Genomic DNA, 16,945 nt, shown 5'->3' with positions numbered 1-16,945 from the left:
GATTGTAATCCTTAAGTCGCTGCTCTAGATTGCTTTTTTGCATTCAACGATTGAACTTTATGCAAAGCGTTAGCTATCGAGATGTAATTTATCTATCGCCTTCGTTGGCCATGTCCAGTAGGTTTCATTACCGAGTGATGGATGACGCGGCACATTGAGAGCCAATACTAATGAGCACACTGCAAAGCCTGCACCTATACAGAAGACTAGGGCGGGATCGCTTAGCCACAACAGGCCTAAGAGTACGGGGATAATGACCGCGGCGATATGGTTAATGGTAAAGCTGACCGACATAGTGGCGGCAATATCTTTGCTGTCGGCAATCTTTTGGAAATAGGTTTTCATGGCAATCGCCATCGCAAACAGTAAATGGTCAACCACATAGAGCGCGGCGGCCATATGGGGTTGTTCGACAAGGGCATAGCTGACAAACACAAAAAACAGCCCAATGTATTCCACTGTGAGGGCATTACGTTCACCAATACGGCCGATAAAGCGGCCAATTGCTGGGGCGAAAAGCAGATTAACTACATAGTTGATAAGGAATAAGGCGGTGATTTCGCTAACGCTATAGCCGAATTTCTCGACCATCATAAAGCCTGCAAACACCATAAAAATTTGCCGGCGTGCGCCGGAGAAGAAGGTCAGTAAGTAATACAACCAGTAGCGTTTACGCAGGATCACCTTTTTATGTTGCACTTCATGGGTATCAAACTGTGGGTAATACAGGCTCATACTGATCACCATCAGTAAACCTAATACGCCAATAATCAAATACATATGCCAGTAGTCTAGCTTTAGCCAAGTCATCACTATCCAAATACTGCCATAACCTACTAAGGCTGCCGCCGAGCGCCATGCGAGAGCTTTACCCATAAATGCCGCGGTGTCTTGTTTATCGACCCATTGCAGAGTGAGGGATTGGTTAATGGTTTCAAAATAATGGAACCCAACTGACATCAGAATTGTGGTCAGATATAACCCCAACACCTGCGGGAAAAAGCCTGTAATCGCCACGCCAATACAAAGCAGGGCTAACGAGAGCAGAGCGAAGGCTTGTTCGCGCACTAACAGCAATACAAAAATGGCGGTAAAGGCCAAGAAGCCGGGGATTTCCCGCAGGCTTTGCAGCATACCGATTTCGGCACCAGTAAATTGCGCTTTTTCAATCACGAAGTTATTGAGCAGGGCTTGCCAGACGGCGAAGACCAGCGACATAACAAAGGTCATCCACAGCAGTAATGCCTTGGGATTTGAGGTTTTATTTGTGTTCATCAATGGGGAACTCAGGCGATAAGTGAACAAATGCTAATGCTTTTACCCCATATTAGCTACCAGTGAGCACTTAGTCAGATTTCTGATTTTGTAACATTTTGATCCCTATGAAGCGGATATTTATTTTTGTGAGCAAGCTAGAATTACCGTATATCCAGTGTTTATTTGGCGCTAAGCCCGTGATCTATTTCATGTAAATCGATGACTAAATCACCTAGTATGCAATATCGTAATAGGCAGTTTGCTTTTTGCGTGATAAACCTAAATGCCGTTATCTGAGTTGTTCCTAATACAGGCGCATTGTGTATATCGTCGTTACCTTCTGTATTACGAGGGATTTAGTCCCACTTTTAACGGTATGTTGAGGTCAACATAAAGCCGCCGTCTTGTCTTTTTTCTGGCCGCTTTTTCTTGTTTTTGTTGAGATAATCGAGGCTTAAGTGAAAAAAATTCTGATCATCTTTTCCAGTGTTCATGGTCACACTCGTAAAATCACCAATCAGTTAGCGCAGCAACTTAAAGAGTTGGGAAATTCTGTGGTGATTGCGGATATTAAGGCTGTTCCAGCGATGGAATCCTTCGATAAGATCATTATTGGTGCCAGTATTCGTCACGGAAAACATAATCCGACCTTGTACGAATTTATTCAAAAGCATCAACAGATCCTCACGCAAAAGGTGAGCGGTTTCTTCTCAGTCAGTTTAGTCGCCCGTAAACCCGAGAAAAACACCCCAGAAACCAACCCGTACATGCAAGCATTTTTAAGTAAAACGACTTGGCGCCCAACCCTGTTACAAGTGTTTGGCGGTAATCTCAATTACCAAGGTTATAATGCTTTCGATAGAAATATTATACGCTTTATCATGTGGTTAACTAAGGGGCCTACGGATCCTGTCACCAATGTTGAATACACAGATTGGCAAAAAGTGAATGAGTTTGGCCTTCAGATCCACCAAGCCTAAACGGGTTAATGGAATAAGTCTGTCGCAAGGGTAAGCAGCTATGTCGGAAAAATTAATGCAGGCACTCGGTTTTTTATTGGCACGTTTGCACGTTTGGATTGTGCTGTCTTCTGCCTTACTCGTCTGTACTAGCCCGTGGATTTTTATTGGCAGAAGCCTGCGCGCTAATGCCAGCATTTGGGATTACCTGCATGTTTACCTTGGATTAATTTGCGCTGCTCTGGGGATTTTATTTTTACTGCGCAATACCCTTCAAGGGAAATGGCACCAGTACTTTGCCTGGTTAGTGGGAGATTGGGGCCAATTAGCGCAGGACATTAAAGGGCTGTTTAAGGGCAAATTACCCGTCGCGGGCGGTAAGGGCTTATTCAGTACGGTTGAAGGTATGGGCATGTTACTGCTGGTGGCTACAGGATTAACTGGCGTGGTATGGTTTATTTATCAAGGTACCCCGCTCGCGATGATATGGCGTGGATATCATCAAATCTGTGCCGATTTCTTTATCGGCTTTTTAGTTGTCCATCTGATTCTTGCTGCAACTCATATTATTGAATTTATAAGACAATAATTCCCTCGTCCGTATTTCATTTACCCCATCAACCTGTATGTTGCCGTCCGATATTACACATTGGCTTACGAATAAATTGAGCGGTTCGGCGAGTATCAATTGATACCTCACCGAACCACCTGAGTTGATTAGCTCAAGCGTTTTTGACGGCCAAGAGCAACTGCTGCGGCAAAGGCTAAAAATAACCAGTTTACGCTACCGCCAGAACTCTTAGGTGCCTGAGCATCTTTTTCGACGGCAAGATAGTTAATCAGGCCAATTAATTCATCTAAGGTTTTGATACTACTTAAGTTAACCGCATATTTATCATTTACGATAAAAGCGGGAACGCTTTCAACGCGGAATAGGTTCTGCTGGGCACGCCATAGGGCGAGTTTTTCATCTGTACTCTTGCTGTCGGCCAGTTTGTCGTACTTGGCCGCATCGATACCAAACTTAGCGAAGACTTGTTTAATGTCGTCTCGGCTGTTGATTTGTGACTCGTGCTTGTGCCCTGGTGCGCTGTGGTCATGGCCATTAGCGCCTTCTTCCCCTTGAATGGCTGCAAACATGGCGTGGGTTAATGCATCTTTATTATCTAACTCTTGAATTACAGCCAGCGAGCGCATGACTTCAGTCCCTAAGGCACTATTCATAAAGTCGACATGCTTAGTATCAAATGCGATGCTTTTGTTTAGGTTCGCTTTGATATCAGGCAGATAGTTGGTTTCCATATTGAAGCAGTTATGGCAATAAAAGGAGAAAAACTCGGTCAGTTTTGGCTCACTACTCGGGGCTTTGTCGGAGATTTGAGTGTAGTGAGTACCTTCAACAAAATTAGCGGCAAAGGTGCTAAATGGTGCAACGATTAAGGCGACAGCCAAAGCGATTGGTTTGATCATAGAACCCTCAAAGTCGGTTAGCGTGAATTCATCGTATCGATTGGGATGCGCAATTAACTCAATTGGCGAGATGACTTCAAACTGAAAAATACGCTGGGCTTTTACCCGCGAGATTATGGTTTTAGGTTAGTTTGAGATGCTTAATTATCGCTGAATTCAGCTGCGGATATTGGACTAAATCTGTGATCCCGCGGGAGTTTAACCATAAGAATTGCAGGACTGCAAAGGGGATCACAGTTATAAAAGGGAAAACTTAAGCAATATCCCGCAGGGATTGCCAAGCCTCACAGACCTCACGGAAACGCGCGGCGTCACCCTCGGGTCTATCGGGGTGCCATTTCAGCGCTAAACGGCGCCATTGTTTGCGGATGTCCCTTGGTGTGGCGCTTTCATCCAACTCGAATACTCTCAGGGCATGGCCCTTGTGCATCAAATTCACATTCAAGCCAATATAGCTCTTATAACTGCTCCAGAAGGCCTCTAATAATTCGCGAACTACATTTTCACTGGTGTCGTAGTTATTCCAATCAAGATAGTATTCCCGCAGGGAAGTATCTTCCATTATCAATAGGTTAACGTTAGAAGGGACTAGGCGGAAAATTTGGATTTCCATGGCTTTGACTTGCAACCACTGCTTAGGCAGCAGAATTCCTTGCAACTCAAACAGGGCATTCATCAGTAAAAAATTACGTTTAAAGAGGTCGTTGCCTGGATTTTCATCTAACTGATGAATGAGTCCTCTATTTTGCAACTCAGTCGCAAGATGGTGGATTTTCCAACTTTGGTTTGAGGCTTGTAATACGGATAACACGGGCCAGATTAATGGGTTATCGCCCTTGGTAGTCGATACCTTTGCCGATTGAGCTTCTGCACTGAGTGAAGGTTTAGCGAGTAGCATACTGACAGTCCCATCCTAAGTTGTTATCAAGCAAGAGTGGCGAAATGTAAGGTTTCCCTATATCTATAAGATTATTAATGTTTTTATCTTATTCTGAGCCATTAAATTTACGCATTAGGTACACACTATGCCACAGTGCAAAGTGTAGGCAAAGATGGATTTTAGAGCAATTTGGGCTCTGGTCACTCCGACTTTGGTTGGTTTTAACTGTGATAATTGTATTGTGATAGTCTGGAGTGGAAGCAATAAAAATGCCCTTACTTATCTATGTAAGCAAGGGCATTTATCGTCTTTAGCTTAGATTGGCTAAGAGCTAATGACTTAAATTTCGGTAAAGATAACCTCTTGCGCTAAACGCGACTTAGGTAACTTAGCGTTAAAATCTTCTTCGGAGCGGTAACCTAGAGCGACCACGACAGAAGCGCACAGGCCTTTTTCACGTAAGCCTAAGACTTGATTGAGTTTAGTGGCATCGAACCCCTCAATTGGGCAAGCATCAATATCGAGTACACTTGCGCCTAACATTAAGGTACCGAGCGCTAAATACACTTGTTTTTCCATCCAATGTTGGACGTCTTTTAATTCAAATTTGTGCATATTGGCAAAGAAAGAACGGCCATTATGTTGACCTTGTTTGGCTTCTTCATTGGCAAAACGGCCATCTTTAGCCTCTTGCTCTAGCACTTGCAATAAATGGGCTTCATCGAGTTGAGTACGGGTGCACAGTACGACTACGTGGGAAGCATTGAGAATTTTTTGAGTATTGAAGGCATAGTTTTCGGTCGCTTGTGCGATCAAAGCTTTGCCTTCCGCCGTGCCTGCTAACACAAAGTGCCAAGGCTGCGAGTTGGTCGATGATGGGCTGAACTGCAGTAAGGTCTTGATTTCGTCAATCTTATCGGCAGGAATCGTCTTGGTTGGATCAAAGGCCTTAGTGGTGTAACGCTTTTTAGCGAGAAAACTTAAATCACTCATGTAACGGCTCCAAATCATCTAGGAATACAAATTCAACCTCAGCATTTTAAGCAGGTTTGGGCAAAAAACAATGTGATCAAAACGGCTATCAGTTTCAAAATATTTTTGAAATTAATAGTCGTTTTGCGTCATGAAATGATTAGGGATTTTTTTGAATAGCTGTGAATAGCAAGAGTCATCTAATGGCGTTATGGCTGGTTAAACAAATTTTTGAGTGCTGTTTTGTTGATAACAGGGATATGGACGATGCCAAAAATGCTGAGTTAGATCAAAAATCCTCCATAATACCGTTGTCGCTCGTGTGGTTTAATCTATTCCTTTGCTACATTTTTTATTAAGCCGAGCTTAGGGTTTATTTAGGGGAATATATGGCAAGATTGTTTATGCTGCTTATTGCGTTGAGTCTATTACCACTGTCTTCTAGTGATGGGAAAGAGCTTAAATTTGCAGTTGTTCCCAAATTTTATAGTGTTTTCTTTGACCAAAGTAAAACTGGTTGTGTTGACGCCGCTGCACAAATAAAAGGGGTTGAGTGTATCTACCGAGGACCCGAATTAAGTAGTGTGAGATTGCAAGATCAAGTGATAAATCAGCTTATTGACGAAGGTGTTGATGGTATTGCCGTTGCGGTTACCCAATCTAAGTATTTAATTGAAAATAGCCTTAAAAGAGCAAAGGAAGCCGGCATACCCGTTGTTACCTATGATTCTGACTTTGATGCTTCTATTAACCAAGATCCCAAGAATTTTCGCTTAGCCTATATCGGTACTGACAATTTTGAACTGGGTAAATCATTAGGGGAGGAATTAAAAAAATTACGGCCTAATGGAGGGACGTTAATCATACAATCTGGAAGACCCGATTCCCCCAATTTGAATTTAAGACTGATGGGCGTTCGCTCCGCATTATCAGGGAATACATACAGTGTTCCTCCCGGGAAAATGCTAAATAACGAACAGGGCTGGACTGAAGTGCGGGAGCCTTTGTTTAATTTTGACCAACTTAGTCAAGCGGTTAAGCAAATGGAGTCCGTGATGAAAGGTAAGCCAGTGAAGGCCGACTCCTTCGTTTCCGTTGGTGGTTGGGCACAAAATGATGCCGCTCTCTACCGTGAAATGATTGCCCCATTCCAAGGAAAAATTAATGATAAGGAGGTTGTGATTATTATGACAGACACATCTCCTGAGCAATTAACGATGTTGAAGGATAATCTTGCGCATATCAATGTCGGTCAAAATCCCTATGAAATGGGAAAGCAGGCAATTTTGACGCTTTATAAAATTGTCACGAAACAAAAATACGACGACATTATCTACACACCAGTGACCTTTTGTACTCAACAGAACTATGAGACCTGCGAGAAACCTACGGGAATGTAATGTCATAGAGGTTATGTTCTAGAGACCGTTTTGGAGAGTGCTGACGCCAAAAAGTCACAAACAGATGTTTGCACAGTCTTTTATATCCATCTTATATATCCATAAGCTGGTGATGAAAGACCATTGGTAATCTGTTGCTGTATTAATTTGGAATTACCCTATTAATATTCAAACATGACAGTGGATCAGACTTGGTTAGCCTAGTTGTGCGACTCTTACTATTTTTGGGTGGCTTCGGGCGAACGCGCTTTTGCCCCATTTCGTGTTTCGGCTCGTTAGCTTAACCGAAAATTCCTACACCTGCTGCCATACATATTCTTATCTATTTGCCTATGTTTGGTCTTACAAGAAATCGGCTAACAATGCATGGATATACAGTCATATTTAAATTTGGGTGTTTTGGTATGATTTTCTGACAATATCAGTGCGAATTAACTCTATCTGCAAAAAATAAAACGCTATAAAATCAGGTGAATACAGTAACTGAATTTTAGTTAATAGGTTTGGAAAACGCGCATGCGTGTTTTTCCAGATGGTGTATTTGGCAGAAAGCTGATAAGTTCTTTGCATACAGATAGTTAACCGTGCGCGTTTTTACTGGTCCAACGAGATAAACGCGCATGCGCACGAATAAAATGTTATGCAGATGGAGGTAACATTGAGTTCTAGTCGAAAGAAAATTCGCGAAATTACGGGCTATACATTTGAAGACGAGAAGCAGTCGATAGAAAGTTGGGTTACTCGTGCTCAGTCATTCAAAGTAGCTGCAACAGTTCTTAGTCAGAGTGATTTTTCAGAAGTTCAGTATGCATATTTTTACAATGCTGCGATCTCATTAGAACTTATTTTAAAAGCCGTAGCTTTGCTCAAAGGTAAAGGCATCCCTAAAACTCACAAGCTGCATGATCTAGCTCGTAATCTCGATCTTCCGTTTTCAATTGAACAGCTCGACACATTAGAGTTGCTTTCGGAAATCATTATATGGAGTGGACGTTACCCTGTGCCAAACAAAGACGGTCATTGGGACAACTATCATGACGTAGTCCAAAATAAGCATATTATTCGAGATGGTAATATTACTAGAGCTTGTCCAAAGCGTTTCCCAACACTAGAAAACGTCAGCAACATTTGGGATATTTGCCATCGAGAATTGGGTGGAAAATCTGCATAACAAACTGTTCAAGAGGGATTCGCAAACGCGTGGCATTTTCACTATGCGTTGGTTTTGGTGATTAAGGTGGTTTGCGGCGGCCTCGGTATTGCGTTGCTCACCCCTTAACAGGGCGTTAACCCATAGATATTTTTATCTGAAGCAGACGCGTTTGAGTTAAGGCTTTAACTCGAAAATGTCCCAAAGCTTGCTGAGTATTTCTTTAAGACTTATAGGCTACGACAATGCTAAATAGGTGAGCCATGGTGATTAGCGAGACGACCGTCCGCCCCAAGGACGGGGCGGTCGAGCATCCACGGATGGACTCGCTGCGTGTCGTCGAGCAAACACCATGGTTCGCCTTTCAACATGGGCATGAATTTAATAACTAAGCAGTGATATTAGCCTTTCAATTTTTCACGCTCTTCTGTCTCAAAGCATGCAGAGTCTCATCAAGCAAATACCATTGTTCAACTTGCAATCTTGTATAAGTCTTTATTACCTCAGCACCTTACTTAAAAAGCTTTGGGTTCTGGCTTCTTGGGGGCGGGTGAATAATTCCTCGGGGACATTGGACTCCACCACATAGCCGCCATCCATAAAGATGACTCTGTCGGAAACATCGCGCGCGAAACCCATTTCGTGGGTCACAATCACCATGGTCATGCCTTTTTGCGCTAAGTCCTTCATCACATCCAATACATCGCCGACCATTTCGGGGTCGAGTGCCGAGGTGGGCTCATCGAATAACATCAGATCTGGCTCCATCGCCAGCGCGCGGGCAATGGCAACCCTTTGTTTTTGTCCACCCGAGAGACTCGAAGGATAGGCATTAGCTTTATCCTGCAAACCCACTTGAGTGAGCAGCGCCAGCGCCTTGTTATCGGCTTCGGCTTGGGTCATTAACTTTAGGCTCACTGGCGCTAAGGTAATGTTTTGCAATACGGTTTTATGGGGGAATAGGTTGAAATTTTGAAACACCATACCTACTTTTTGCCGCAATTTATCGACACAGGCATCCTTGGCGGTAATGGATTGCCCTTCGATTTCGATATCCCCTTGGGTGGGTTTTTCTAACAGGTTGATGCAACGTAAAAAGGTGCTTTTACCGCTGCCGCTGGGGCCGATAACACTCACCACTTCGCCTTGGCGAATATGTTCGTTAATGCCTTTAAGGACTGCATTCTCGCCATAACTTTTATGTAGGTTGGTTATGTTAATCACTTTGCTTCAACCTCTTTTCGAATTTCGACAGCATAAATGTGAAGCTGTAGGTCAGGAATAGGTAAATCAGTGCACAGGTAAAGAGTGGGATACTGTCTTCAAAGGTGCGGCTACGGATAATCTCGCCCGCCCGCATCAAATCTACGCCGCCAATAAAGCCAATTACGGCGGTTTCTTTGAGTAGCACGATAAACTCATTGCCTAACGCGGGCAGAATATTCTTAATCGCCTGCGGCAGAATAATCAGCTTCATGGTCATCGCTTGTGACAGACCAAGCGAGCGAGCCGCTTCGGTTTGACCTTTATCGACGGCTTGGATCCCTGCGCGAATAATCTCAGAGATATAAGCGCCGCTGTTTAAACCAAAGGCGATAATTGCAGCAGTAATTTTATCGACATCGAGTGCTGCCAGCACGATAAAGTAAAGGATCACTAACTGCACTACCACAGGCGTTCCGCGGATAACGCCAACATAAAGTTCGGCGGGAAAGCGGATATACCACTTAGATGACATCTTCATCAGTGTGGTGCCCACGCCTAATACTGCGCCTAATAACATGGCGAAGAAGGTCACAATCAAGGTGACTTTTAAGCCATTTAAAATCAGCAGTATGCCTATCATGCCGTCGTCGCCAATCGGGCTAAACAGCGAAGTATTGATTGCTTCTAACATAGGGATCACTTGATATGGGCTGAAACGAGCGTCTGATATTGGCCGCTTGCTTTCAGGTTTTTCAGCGTATGATTAATACTATTGAGGAGTTCGGGTTGCTGCTTCGACACCGCAAAACCATAAAACTCAGGGGGGAAATCTAGCTTGATCAGTTTGAGATCGGGGTTTTTCGCCAGATAGTTCGCCGCAGGCTCGCTGTCGAATAGTACTAAGTCGACTTTGCCATTTTTCAGTTCCATGATGGCTTCAAAACCTGTGTTAAACGCCGTGACATTTTGGGTGTACTTTTTAGACATCATATCGGCGGTTGAGCCGAGCTGTACCGCAAAGTGTTTATCTTTAATGTCATCAAGGGTATGAATTGTGTCGTTATCTTTATTTACGAGCAGTACTTGAGTCGCCTCGTAGTAGGGCTCGGAAAAGTTAACACTTGCCTGCCGCTCGGGGGTGATAGTCATGCCCGAGGCGATAAAATCAATCTTGCCTGAGTTTAGCGCGACGATCAGTGAATCGAATTTCATGTTTTCGATTTTAAGCGTCTTGCCGGCATCCTTAGCGATTTGTTTGGCAAGTTCAATGTCGAAGCCTTTGATTTCGTCGCCACTTTGTCCGCCAACGTATTCAAAGGGCGGGAAGGCCGCATTGGTACCAACCACTAAAACATCGTTGCTTTTCCCACATCCAGCTAACAACAAGGTGGCAGTCAGCGCTAGGCCGCCTAATAACATGGATTTTTTCATTTAAGACTCTCTTTTGAATGACTCGCAATGTGGCGACTATAGGGATATACAGCATGAGTGTCAATAATTATGCTTTAAAAATGATTAAAAATTCATTGGTGAGTGTGGGTGATTTAGATAGGATTCTATGTTTAATAGGATAGTGTCATTTGATATCAATAGATTTTTAAAAAGTTGCCAAATTGTTTAGGGTGACCGTGAATAGCAATTTCACGATTTTAAACCGCGAGATATGCAATTTTTTATTCACTTTGGCGAAAGGGATGGATTTTTATGAACTATCTCAGATACAAATGGTAAAAACTTCATTAAATTACACTTAAATCATCTAATCTTAATGCAGTATTAAACAGTATTTTATGGAGCGAAATGTGAGATACCTAACTCTGGCACCAGTGGCACTCCTTCTCGGTTTAACCACCTCAGTCAGTGCAGAAGAATCCACCCAATGGCATTACACCATGGGGATACATGATTTTATTGTGGAGCAGGAGAGTTCACATACCTTTGGATTCAACGGCAATATTATGATTGAACATACCACTGCATCGGATATTTATTTGTCTGCGGTGCTGGATATGTTTATCGATATTGATACGGATAAGCTGGATCCTGACCATATTCCAATGTGGTTCAAATCGGAATATGCCGCTCTTGGAGAGCTTTATCGTTTTTCTCCCGAGTTGTCCTTAGGGTGGCAAGTGGATTTGCAGGGCAAGCGTAACACCGTAAGTTCAGTGGAGAAGCAGGCGAAGTTTTTTCCCGGCCTCACAGCCAATTATCATGGCAAACAAACCCAAGCCCAGCTGAAAGCGGGCGCGGGCTATTACTATTTAGAAATCGATGATGACGTCCCCCGCACCCGAGGTTACGATAGAGGCGATTTTGGCAATAGCGAGTTTGCTTACACTGTAATGGGCAGTTTTGGCGTTGATTTTACGCCAAAATTTGATCTGAATTTAGCCGCTCAAACCTGGAACGATGGCGACCAATGGCTTGAAAATCAGTATCGTTTTACCCTGAGTTATGACACCGATTATTGGGAAAAGGGTAGCCAATGGTTACTGTATGTTGAACATACTGAATATAACTTGGACCCCTATGCTAAGGTGAGCGTAAATTCGCCCAATTACTTACCCATCCTGCCTTGGGATAACGATACCTTAGTGCGACTTAGTTTAGTCGTGCCTTGGTAGTATTACTTTTGGGTTAAGTGTTTCTCCACTAACGCAATCATCGCCTGCGCTGCAAAGGACAATACCTGTTCTTTGCGCCAAAATAGCGATAACTCCCAGCGCAGTTCATCGCTCGCCAATGGAATATTCACCACCCCAGACACGCTGTAACGCCGCGCAATAGAGCGCGGCAGTATCATCACACCTGTTCCCGCTGCCACCAGAGCGATACCAAAGTCGGCTTGGCTGACTCGAGTGATGTTTTTAGGAGTAAATCCTGCGTGTTGGCAAGCGGTTAACACCAGTTGATACAAGGTATATTCGGTCTCAAACATCACTTGCGGCTCATCGACTAAGTCGTGGATTGACAGTATTGGCCGTGAGGTGAGGGGATTTTCCTTGGGTAGCACTACCACCATGGGATCGTTAAACACCCGAATGCCGTGGTAACCATCGTCGAGGTTGATAATCCCGGTTGCCAGTTCGATTTCACCTTTTTGAATGGCTAAGGTTTGCTCCACGCCGCCGCGCACCAGTAGGTGCATATCGATTTGCGGATATTGCTGGCGATACTTGGCAATAATAGGGGCAAAAATTTCAGCACTGCCGAGCGGCGCGAGACCGAGTTTTAATTCGCCAGCGGTTAAACTGCGCTGGGCACTGAGTTCGGCCAGCATGCGTTGTCGCCCGGCGAGTAACTCCTTGCCATGGCGATAGACCACTTCTCCCGCTTGGGTGAGCTTAACCTGAGTGCCACGTTTGCCGCGCTCGAGTAGCACGAGATCCAGTTCTTCCTCTAATTGGCGCAGCGCCTTGGAAAGGGCGGGTTGGGTGAGGTGAACTTTTTCGCTGGCCTTACCAAAACCGCCGGCATCGATGATCTCGATAAAATAACGCAGCACTTTAAGATCCATTATCTTTCCTATAATACATTCTTAAAATTCATGGATTGCATTCTTAATATTCATTTTTTTTATCAAATAGGCAAGCCTAAAATAATCCCATAGCAACTTTTAGTGTAAATCGAGAAACCGCATGTCTTTCCTACAAGCCGCAATACGTCGATGCCGTCATGGGGCTTTATTGTTAACTCAAATTGGCCTCTTTTGTTTATTGTCTTTCGCCTGCCATTGGTTTGCGACTTGGGCACATTCACCTGTGCCAGGTAGTGTGCTGGGTCTAGGTATCTTACTGATTTTACTTGCGACTAAGTTAATCCCTGAAAACGCCGTGCAGCTTGGTGCCGCTTGGTTGATTGGCGAGTTGCTGCTGTTTTTTATTCCGCCAGTGATCTCTGTGATCAAGTACGAAGGCCTGTTTGAACAATATGGGGTGAATATTCTCTTCACCTTAGTGATGGGCAGTGTGTGCGTGATGGTGGGCACGGGATTTGTGGTTGACCGAGTATTTCGTTTCGAGCGTCAACTCAATATCAAAAAGCATGCACGCCGCCATGCTAAGGCCGCCTAATGTCGAGCCTTAACTTAAGCCCTGAGGCTGTTTCTGAGTTGCTGTTTTCGCAGACGGGATTGGCGCTTATCAGCTTGTTATTAACGCTGTTCTGTTACTTTGTGGCCAAGCGTTTATACAGGCTCCACCGTGTGTGGTGGTTGGCGCCGATTGTGCTCGCGCCCGTGGTGATCACACTCTTGGTGTTTAACCTCGATATTCCACTGCCCACTTATTTTGAATACACCCATTGGTTAATGGCGATGTTGGCACCTGCGACAATCGCATTTGCTTTGCCGATTTATCGGGAGCGTAAACTTATTCGCCAATATCCGTTGACCATTGCCCTTGGGGTGATAGCGGGACTGTTGCTGGGTATGATTTCCAGCTGGCTGTTAGTGAAATTTGTGCCGCTGCCAGTCGAGTTATCGAAGAGTTTATTGGTGCGCTCGGTATCCACGCCCTTTGCGATGGAGGCCACAAGTGCCTTTGGCGGAGTGCCAGAACTGACCGCCATGATGGTGCTCATCACCGGTATTATCGGCATGTTGGTATGTGAGCCGCTGTTCAAGCTGATGCACATTCGTACATCTTTAGGTAAAGGCGTGGCCTTGGGCGCCTCGGCCCACGGTGCGGGCGCTGCAAAAGCCAGTGAGTTAGGCCAGCAAGAGGGCGTTATTGCCAGTTTAACCATGATTTTTATTGGGATTGCCATGGTGCTGGGCGCGCCCGTATTTGCGGTTATTTTCAGTTAGTGTTCGAGATTGATGTGCTGAGTTTACGTTAATCCTCTCCACCTTATTGCGATTTTGTTTGTTTAAATGATGTTGTTTTGCCTCTTAGGGCGCTAACCTCTGCTTGGGTTATGCGCCCATTTTTTTAGCTGGCGGCGAATGTTGAAATCTAGTGACACTCAATTAAATCGAATAGGGATATAGGATGGATAAGCAAACACGGGTATCGAATGTGACATTGAGACCCATAGGACAAGACGATCTGGAATTGCTCTTCACCCATCAGCAGGATCCGATAGCATCCCAATTGGCACAGTTTCCCTCGCGGGATCGCGAGGCGTTTTACCTTCATTGGCAGCAAAATATCCTCGGGCAGGCATCGGTGCTGGCACGGGGGATAGAAGTCGATGGCTTGCTCGTTGGCAATATCGGCCATTGGCATATGGATGGTCAGGCGATGATTGGCTACTGGATCGACCGTGCATTTTGGGGTCGTGGGGTAGCAACACTAACCTTAAGCGCGTTTTTACCTTTAGTGACCTCAAGGCCGCTCTTTGCCCATGTGGCTCAGCATAATGTGGCGTCCCAGCGGGTGTTGCTGCGCCATGGGTTTATTGAGACGGGGAACACTATCCAAGAAGAAGGGGATGTCGCCCCATTGATTGAATTTAAGTTGTTATAGTGCGGCTGTGTTGTGAGTAGGAAAACGGCTTAACTCTTCAAGCTATTTGAAACCTTATGTCAATTTCCTACAAACCATAATCAATCTACATACAACTCTGCAGCAATTATTCAAACGCCTGTTGCGAACGGCCATTTTGCCTAGAAAATTTTAATACTATTTTCATAAACTGGCGCCAGTATTGAATATTGTCACTATGAGATATTCCATTGCGACGAAATTATGTTAGATTCTGGCGAACTGATGGAGATAGAGGTATGGTTATCACTGTCATCAACAGTTCTCCACAGGGCAGTCACTGCAATAATGCTTACTTTTGCAGAGAAGTGTCAGGAAGTTACACCAAATCAGAGTCTGCTTATGCAACCCAATTTATTTCCCGAACAAAGACATTTAAATCGTGAGCCGATGGTGATGCCGTCGGTGGAAGCTCAGTCTACCCGTAGCCGTTTACAACGCATGGTGGGCAGTGTGCTACTCACTTGCAGCGTGTTGTTAAGCTTATCTGCTTGTGCAGCGGGTAAGGCGAGTGCACCGCAGGAAGAAGAGTTTAGCTATGCCTGGTTGAAAGGCTATGCCCATACGCTGGCTACTGAGTCCTATGTGAGCCATAAGGGCGAGTTGCCAAAAAGCTTACAGGGCATGAGCTGGGATGATTACCAGCAGTTCCATTTCAAGAAAAAAGCCGCCCTGTGGCGTGAGGATGATTCGGAGTTTCGCGCCGAGTTATTCCACTTAGGCCTGTACTTCGATACGCCTGTGCATATTTACCAATTGGAAAATGGCAAGGCAAAGCTTATCGAATATTCGTCTTCCATGTTCGATTACGGTAAATCCAAGGTAAAGGGTAGCCAGCTACCAAAAGACCTAGGTTTTGCTGGGTTTAGAATGCAGTTTAATACCGACTGGCAGCGTGACGTGGTCGCCTTCTTAGGTGCCAGCTATTTCCGCGCCGTAGGCCAAGAAATGCAATATGGTCTATCTGCCCGTGGTCTAGCGGTAGACACTGCGCTGCCTAAGCCTGAAGAATTCCCTATGTTTACCCGTTTCTGGTTAGAGAAACCACAACCGGGTTCTAATATTGCGACTGTGTACGCTCTGTTAGATTCACCAAGTGTAACAGGGGCTTACCGTTTCGATATCGAGCCGGGCGAGCGTTTAAAAATGAAGGTCGATGCGGCGATTTATCCGCGTAAAGCCATCGAACGTTTAGGCGTTGCACCACTGACCAGTATGTACATGGTGGGTGAAAACGACCGCCGCACGGGTTACGACTGGCGCCAAGAGATCCACGATTCAGACGGCCTTGCCATGCACACGGGTAACGGTGAGTGGATTTGGCGTCCGCTGGGCAACCCAAGCAACCTGCGTTTCAATGCCTATAGCGATGAGAATCCAAAGGGCTTTGGTTTAATGCAGCGCGACCGTAATTTCGACCATTATCAAGATGATGGTGTGTTCTACGAGAAGCGTCCAAGCCTGTGGATTGAGCCAACGGGTAATTGGGGTAAAGGTTCGGTGCAGTTAGTGGAAATTCCAACACTGGATGAAACCTTCGATAATATCGTGGCGTTTTGGAACCCAGCTGAGCCTATTCAACCGGGTCAAGAACTACTTTACAGCTACAACATGTACTGGGGCGGTATTCCACCCGTGCAGTCACCCCGTGCCCGCGTAGTTGATACCTTTACCGGTATTGGTGGTGTGGTTGGTCAAAAGCGTAAGTACTATAGCAAGCGCTTTGTGATTGATTTTGCTGGTGGTTCTTTACCTATGCTGGGTAAAGATACCCAAGTGAAGGCGGTGATTTCGACCTCTCAAGGTCGTGTCGAAATTGAATCTGCTCGCCCACAACATGCGATTAACGGTTACCGCGCTATGTTTGACTTAGTGCCACCAGAAGACAGCGTAGAGCCAATTAACCTCAGAGTTTACTTAGAGGTCGACGGTCAGCCGTTAACTGAGACTTGGATGTACCAGTGGACACCACCACCAATGAACGAGCGTGAGCTACATAACGCCGGTCATCTGCAGTAAGCCGTGACTCAGTTTTAAATCTTAAAACGCCAGCCCAGTGCTGGCGTTTTTATACTCACTCCTTAGTTAATTGCAAGCCTGATACGAGGTTATTGAGGAGTAATTCACTTTTTGACAATCTAAATAATTTTTCACTGTCAAAG

At 44.9% G+C, this 16,945-nt stretch carries 17 protein-coding genes; 9 read left to right on the top strand and 8 right to left on the bottom strand.

Features of this window, described 5'->3' with window-relative positions; translation table 11 throughout:
- Nucleotides 1–69: 69 nt before the first annotated feature.
- Nucleotides 70–1,275, bottom strand: coding sequence for an MFS transporter (locus tag SHD_RS17870; RefSeq protein WP_023268416.1), 1,206 nt, complete (start codon nucleotides 1,273–1,275; stop codon nucleotides 70–72).
- Between the two features lie 440 nt (nucleotides 1,276–1,715).
- Here SHD_RS17870 and hemG point away from each other — a divergent pair, with 440 nt between their 5' ends.
- Both hemG and SHD_RS17860 read left to right on the top strand, forming a co-directional pair.
- Nucleotides 1,716–2,237, top strand: a complete 522-nt coding sequence (gene hemG / locus SHD_RS17865; RefSeq protein ID WP_023268415.1) for a menaquinone-dependent protoporphyrinogen IX dehydrogenase — start codon at nucleotides 1,716–1,718, stop codon at nucleotides 2,235–2,237.
- A 40-nt stretch (nucleotides 2,238–2,277) separates the two neighbouring features.
- Nucleotides 2,278–2,805 (top strand): cytochrome b/b6 domain-containing protein, encoded by a 528-nt coding sequence (locus tag SHD_RS17860; RefSeq protein ID WP_023268414.1) that lies wholly within the window; start codon nucleotides 2,278–2,280, stop codon nucleotides 2,803–2,805.
- Nucleotides 2,806–2,933: 128 nt separating this feature from the next.
- Here SHD_RS17860 and SHD_RS17855 read toward each other — a convergent pair whose 3' ends face one another.
- The 3 genes from SHD_RS17855 to nfsB all read right to left on the bottom strand — a co-directional run bounded on the left by SHD_RS17855 (nucleotide 2,934) and on the right by nfsB (nucleotide 5,559).
- Nucleotides 2,934–3,686, bottom strand: a complete 753-nt coding sequence (locus tag SHD_RS17855; protein ID WP_023268413.1) for a thiol:disulfide interchange protein DsbA/DsbL — start codon at nucleotides 3,684–3,686, stop codon at nucleotides 2,934–2,936.
- A 253-nt stretch (nucleotides 3,687–3,939) separates the two neighbouring features.
- Entirely contained in the window at nucleotides 3,940–4,584 is a 645-nt protein-coding gene (locus SHD_RS17850; RefSeq protein ID WP_023268412.1) for a DNA-J related domain-containing protein, read from the bottom strand.
- 321 nt (nucleotides 4,585–4,905) lie between these two features.
- Complete coding sequence (nfsB, locus tag SHD_RS17845) at nucleotides 4,906–5,559, bottom strand: oxygen-insensitive NAD(P)H nitroreductase (protein WP_039978644.1); 654 nt, start codon at nucleotides 5,557–5,559, stop codon at nucleotides 4,906–4,908.
- A 368-nt stretch (nucleotides 5,560–5,927) separates the two neighbouring features.
- On the opposite strand from nfsB, the gene SHD_RS17840 reads away from it, so the two are divergent.
- Together SHD_RS17840 and SHD_RS17835 are read left to right on the top strand one after the other, a co-directional pair.
- Nucleotides 5,928–6,938: a sugar-binding protein gene (locus SHD_RS17840; protein WP_023268410.1), complete on the top strand. Its 1,011-nt coding sequence runs from the start codon at nucleotides 5,928–5,930 to the stop codon at nucleotides 6,936–6,938.
- A 658-nt stretch (nucleotides 6,939–7,596) separates the two neighbouring features.
- Complete coding sequence (locus tag SHD_RS17835; protein WP_039978643.1) at nucleotides 7,597–8,109, top strand: HEPN domain-containing protein; 513 nt, start codon at nucleotides 7,597–7,599, stop codon at nucleotides 8,107–8,109.
- Nucleotides 8,110–8,586: 477 nt separating this feature from the next.
- Here the strand turns inward: SHD_RS17835 and SHD_RS17830 are convergent, their stop codons facing one another.
- The 3 genes from SHD_RS17830 to SHD_RS17820 are packed head-to-tail and all read right to left on the bottom strand — an operon-like array spanning nucleotide 8,587 to nucleotide 10,725.
- Nucleotides 8,587–9,312, bottom strand: a complete 726-nt coding sequence (locus tag SHD_RS17830) for an amino acid ABC transporter ATP-binding protein (RefSeq protein WP_023268407.1) — start codon at nucleotides 9,310–9,312, stop codon at nucleotides 8,587–8,589.
- The gene (locus SHD_RS17825) at nucleotides 9,305–9,985 is read right to left on the bottom strand and encodes an amino acid ABC transporter permease (RefSeq protein ID WP_011625362.1); all 681 of its coding nucleotides are present in this window, start codon (nucleotides 9,983–9,985) and stop codon (nucleotides 9,305–9,307) included. The genes SHD_RS17830 and SHD_RS17825 overlap by 8 nt, the downstream gene beginning before the upstream one ends.
- Before the next feature lie 5 nt (nucleotides 9,986–9,990).
- Nucleotides 9,991–10,725, bottom strand: coding sequence for a basic amino acid ABC transporter substrate-binding protein (locus tag SHD_RS17820; protein WP_023268406.1), 735 nt, complete (start codon nucleotides 10,723–10,725; stop codon nucleotides 9,991–9,993).
- Nucleotides 10,726–11,096: 371 nt separating this feature from the next.
- Between SHD_RS17820 and SHD_RS17815 the strand changes: the two genes are divergently transcribed.
- Nucleotides 11,097–11,921, top strand: a complete 825-nt coding sequence (locus SHD_RS17815; protein WP_039978642.1) for a hypothetical protein — start codon at nucleotides 11,097–11,099, stop codon at nucleotides 11,919–11,921.
- Nucleotides 11,922–11,923: 2 nt separating this feature from the next.
- On the opposite strand, the gene SHD_RS17810 is transcribed toward SHD_RS17815, so the two are convergent.
- Nucleotides 11,924–12,814: a LysR family transcriptional regulator gene (locus SHD_RS17810; RefSeq protein WP_023268404.1), complete on the bottom strand. Its 891-nt coding sequence runs from the start codon at nucleotides 12,812–12,814 to the stop codon at nucleotides 11,924–11,926.
- Nucleotides 12,815–12,935: 121 nt separating this feature from the next.
- Between SHD_RS17810 and SHD_RS17805 the strand changes: the two genes are divergently transcribed.
- The 4 genes from SHD_RS17805 (at nucleotide 12,936) to SHD_RS17790 (ending at nucleotide 16,802) form a co-directional block, all read left to right on the top strand.
- Nucleotides 12,936–13,370 (top strand): CidA/LrgA family protein, encoded by a 435-nt coding sequence (locus tag SHD_RS17805; protein ID WP_023268403.1) that lies wholly within the window; start codon nucleotides 12,936–12,938, stop codon nucleotides 13,368–13,370.
- Complete coding sequence (locus SHD_RS17800) at nucleotides 13,370–14,104, top strand: LrgB family protein (RefSeq protein WP_023268402.1); 735 nt, start codon at nucleotides 13,370–13,372, stop codon at nucleotides 14,102–14,104. Before SHD_RS17805 ends, SHD_RS17800 begins: the two co-directional genes overlap by 1 nt.
- A 184-nt stretch (nucleotides 14,105–14,288) precedes the next feature.
- Complete coding sequence (locus SHD_RS17795; RefSeq protein WP_023268401.1) at nucleotides 14,289–14,765, top strand: GNAT family N-acetyltransferase; 477 nt, start codon at nucleotides 14,289–14,291, stop codon at nucleotides 14,763–14,765.
- A gap of 360 nt (nucleotides 14,766–15,125) precedes the next feature.
- Nucleotides 15,126–16,802, top strand: coding sequence for an OpgD/OpgG family glucan biosynthesis protein (locus tag SHD_RS17790; RefSeq protein ID WP_039978641.1), 1,677 nt, complete (start codon nucleotides 15,126–15,128; stop codon nucleotides 16,800–16,802).
- Nucleotides 16,803–16,945: the final 143 nt, after the last annotated feature.

This window comes from Shewanella decolorationis S12, from assembly GCF_000485795.1.
Lineage (GTDB): Bacteria > Pseudomonadota > Gammaproteobacteria > Enterobacterales > Shewanellaceae > Shewanella > Shewanella decolorationis.
This window is presented reverse-complemented; position numbering and strand designations above follow the sequence as displayed.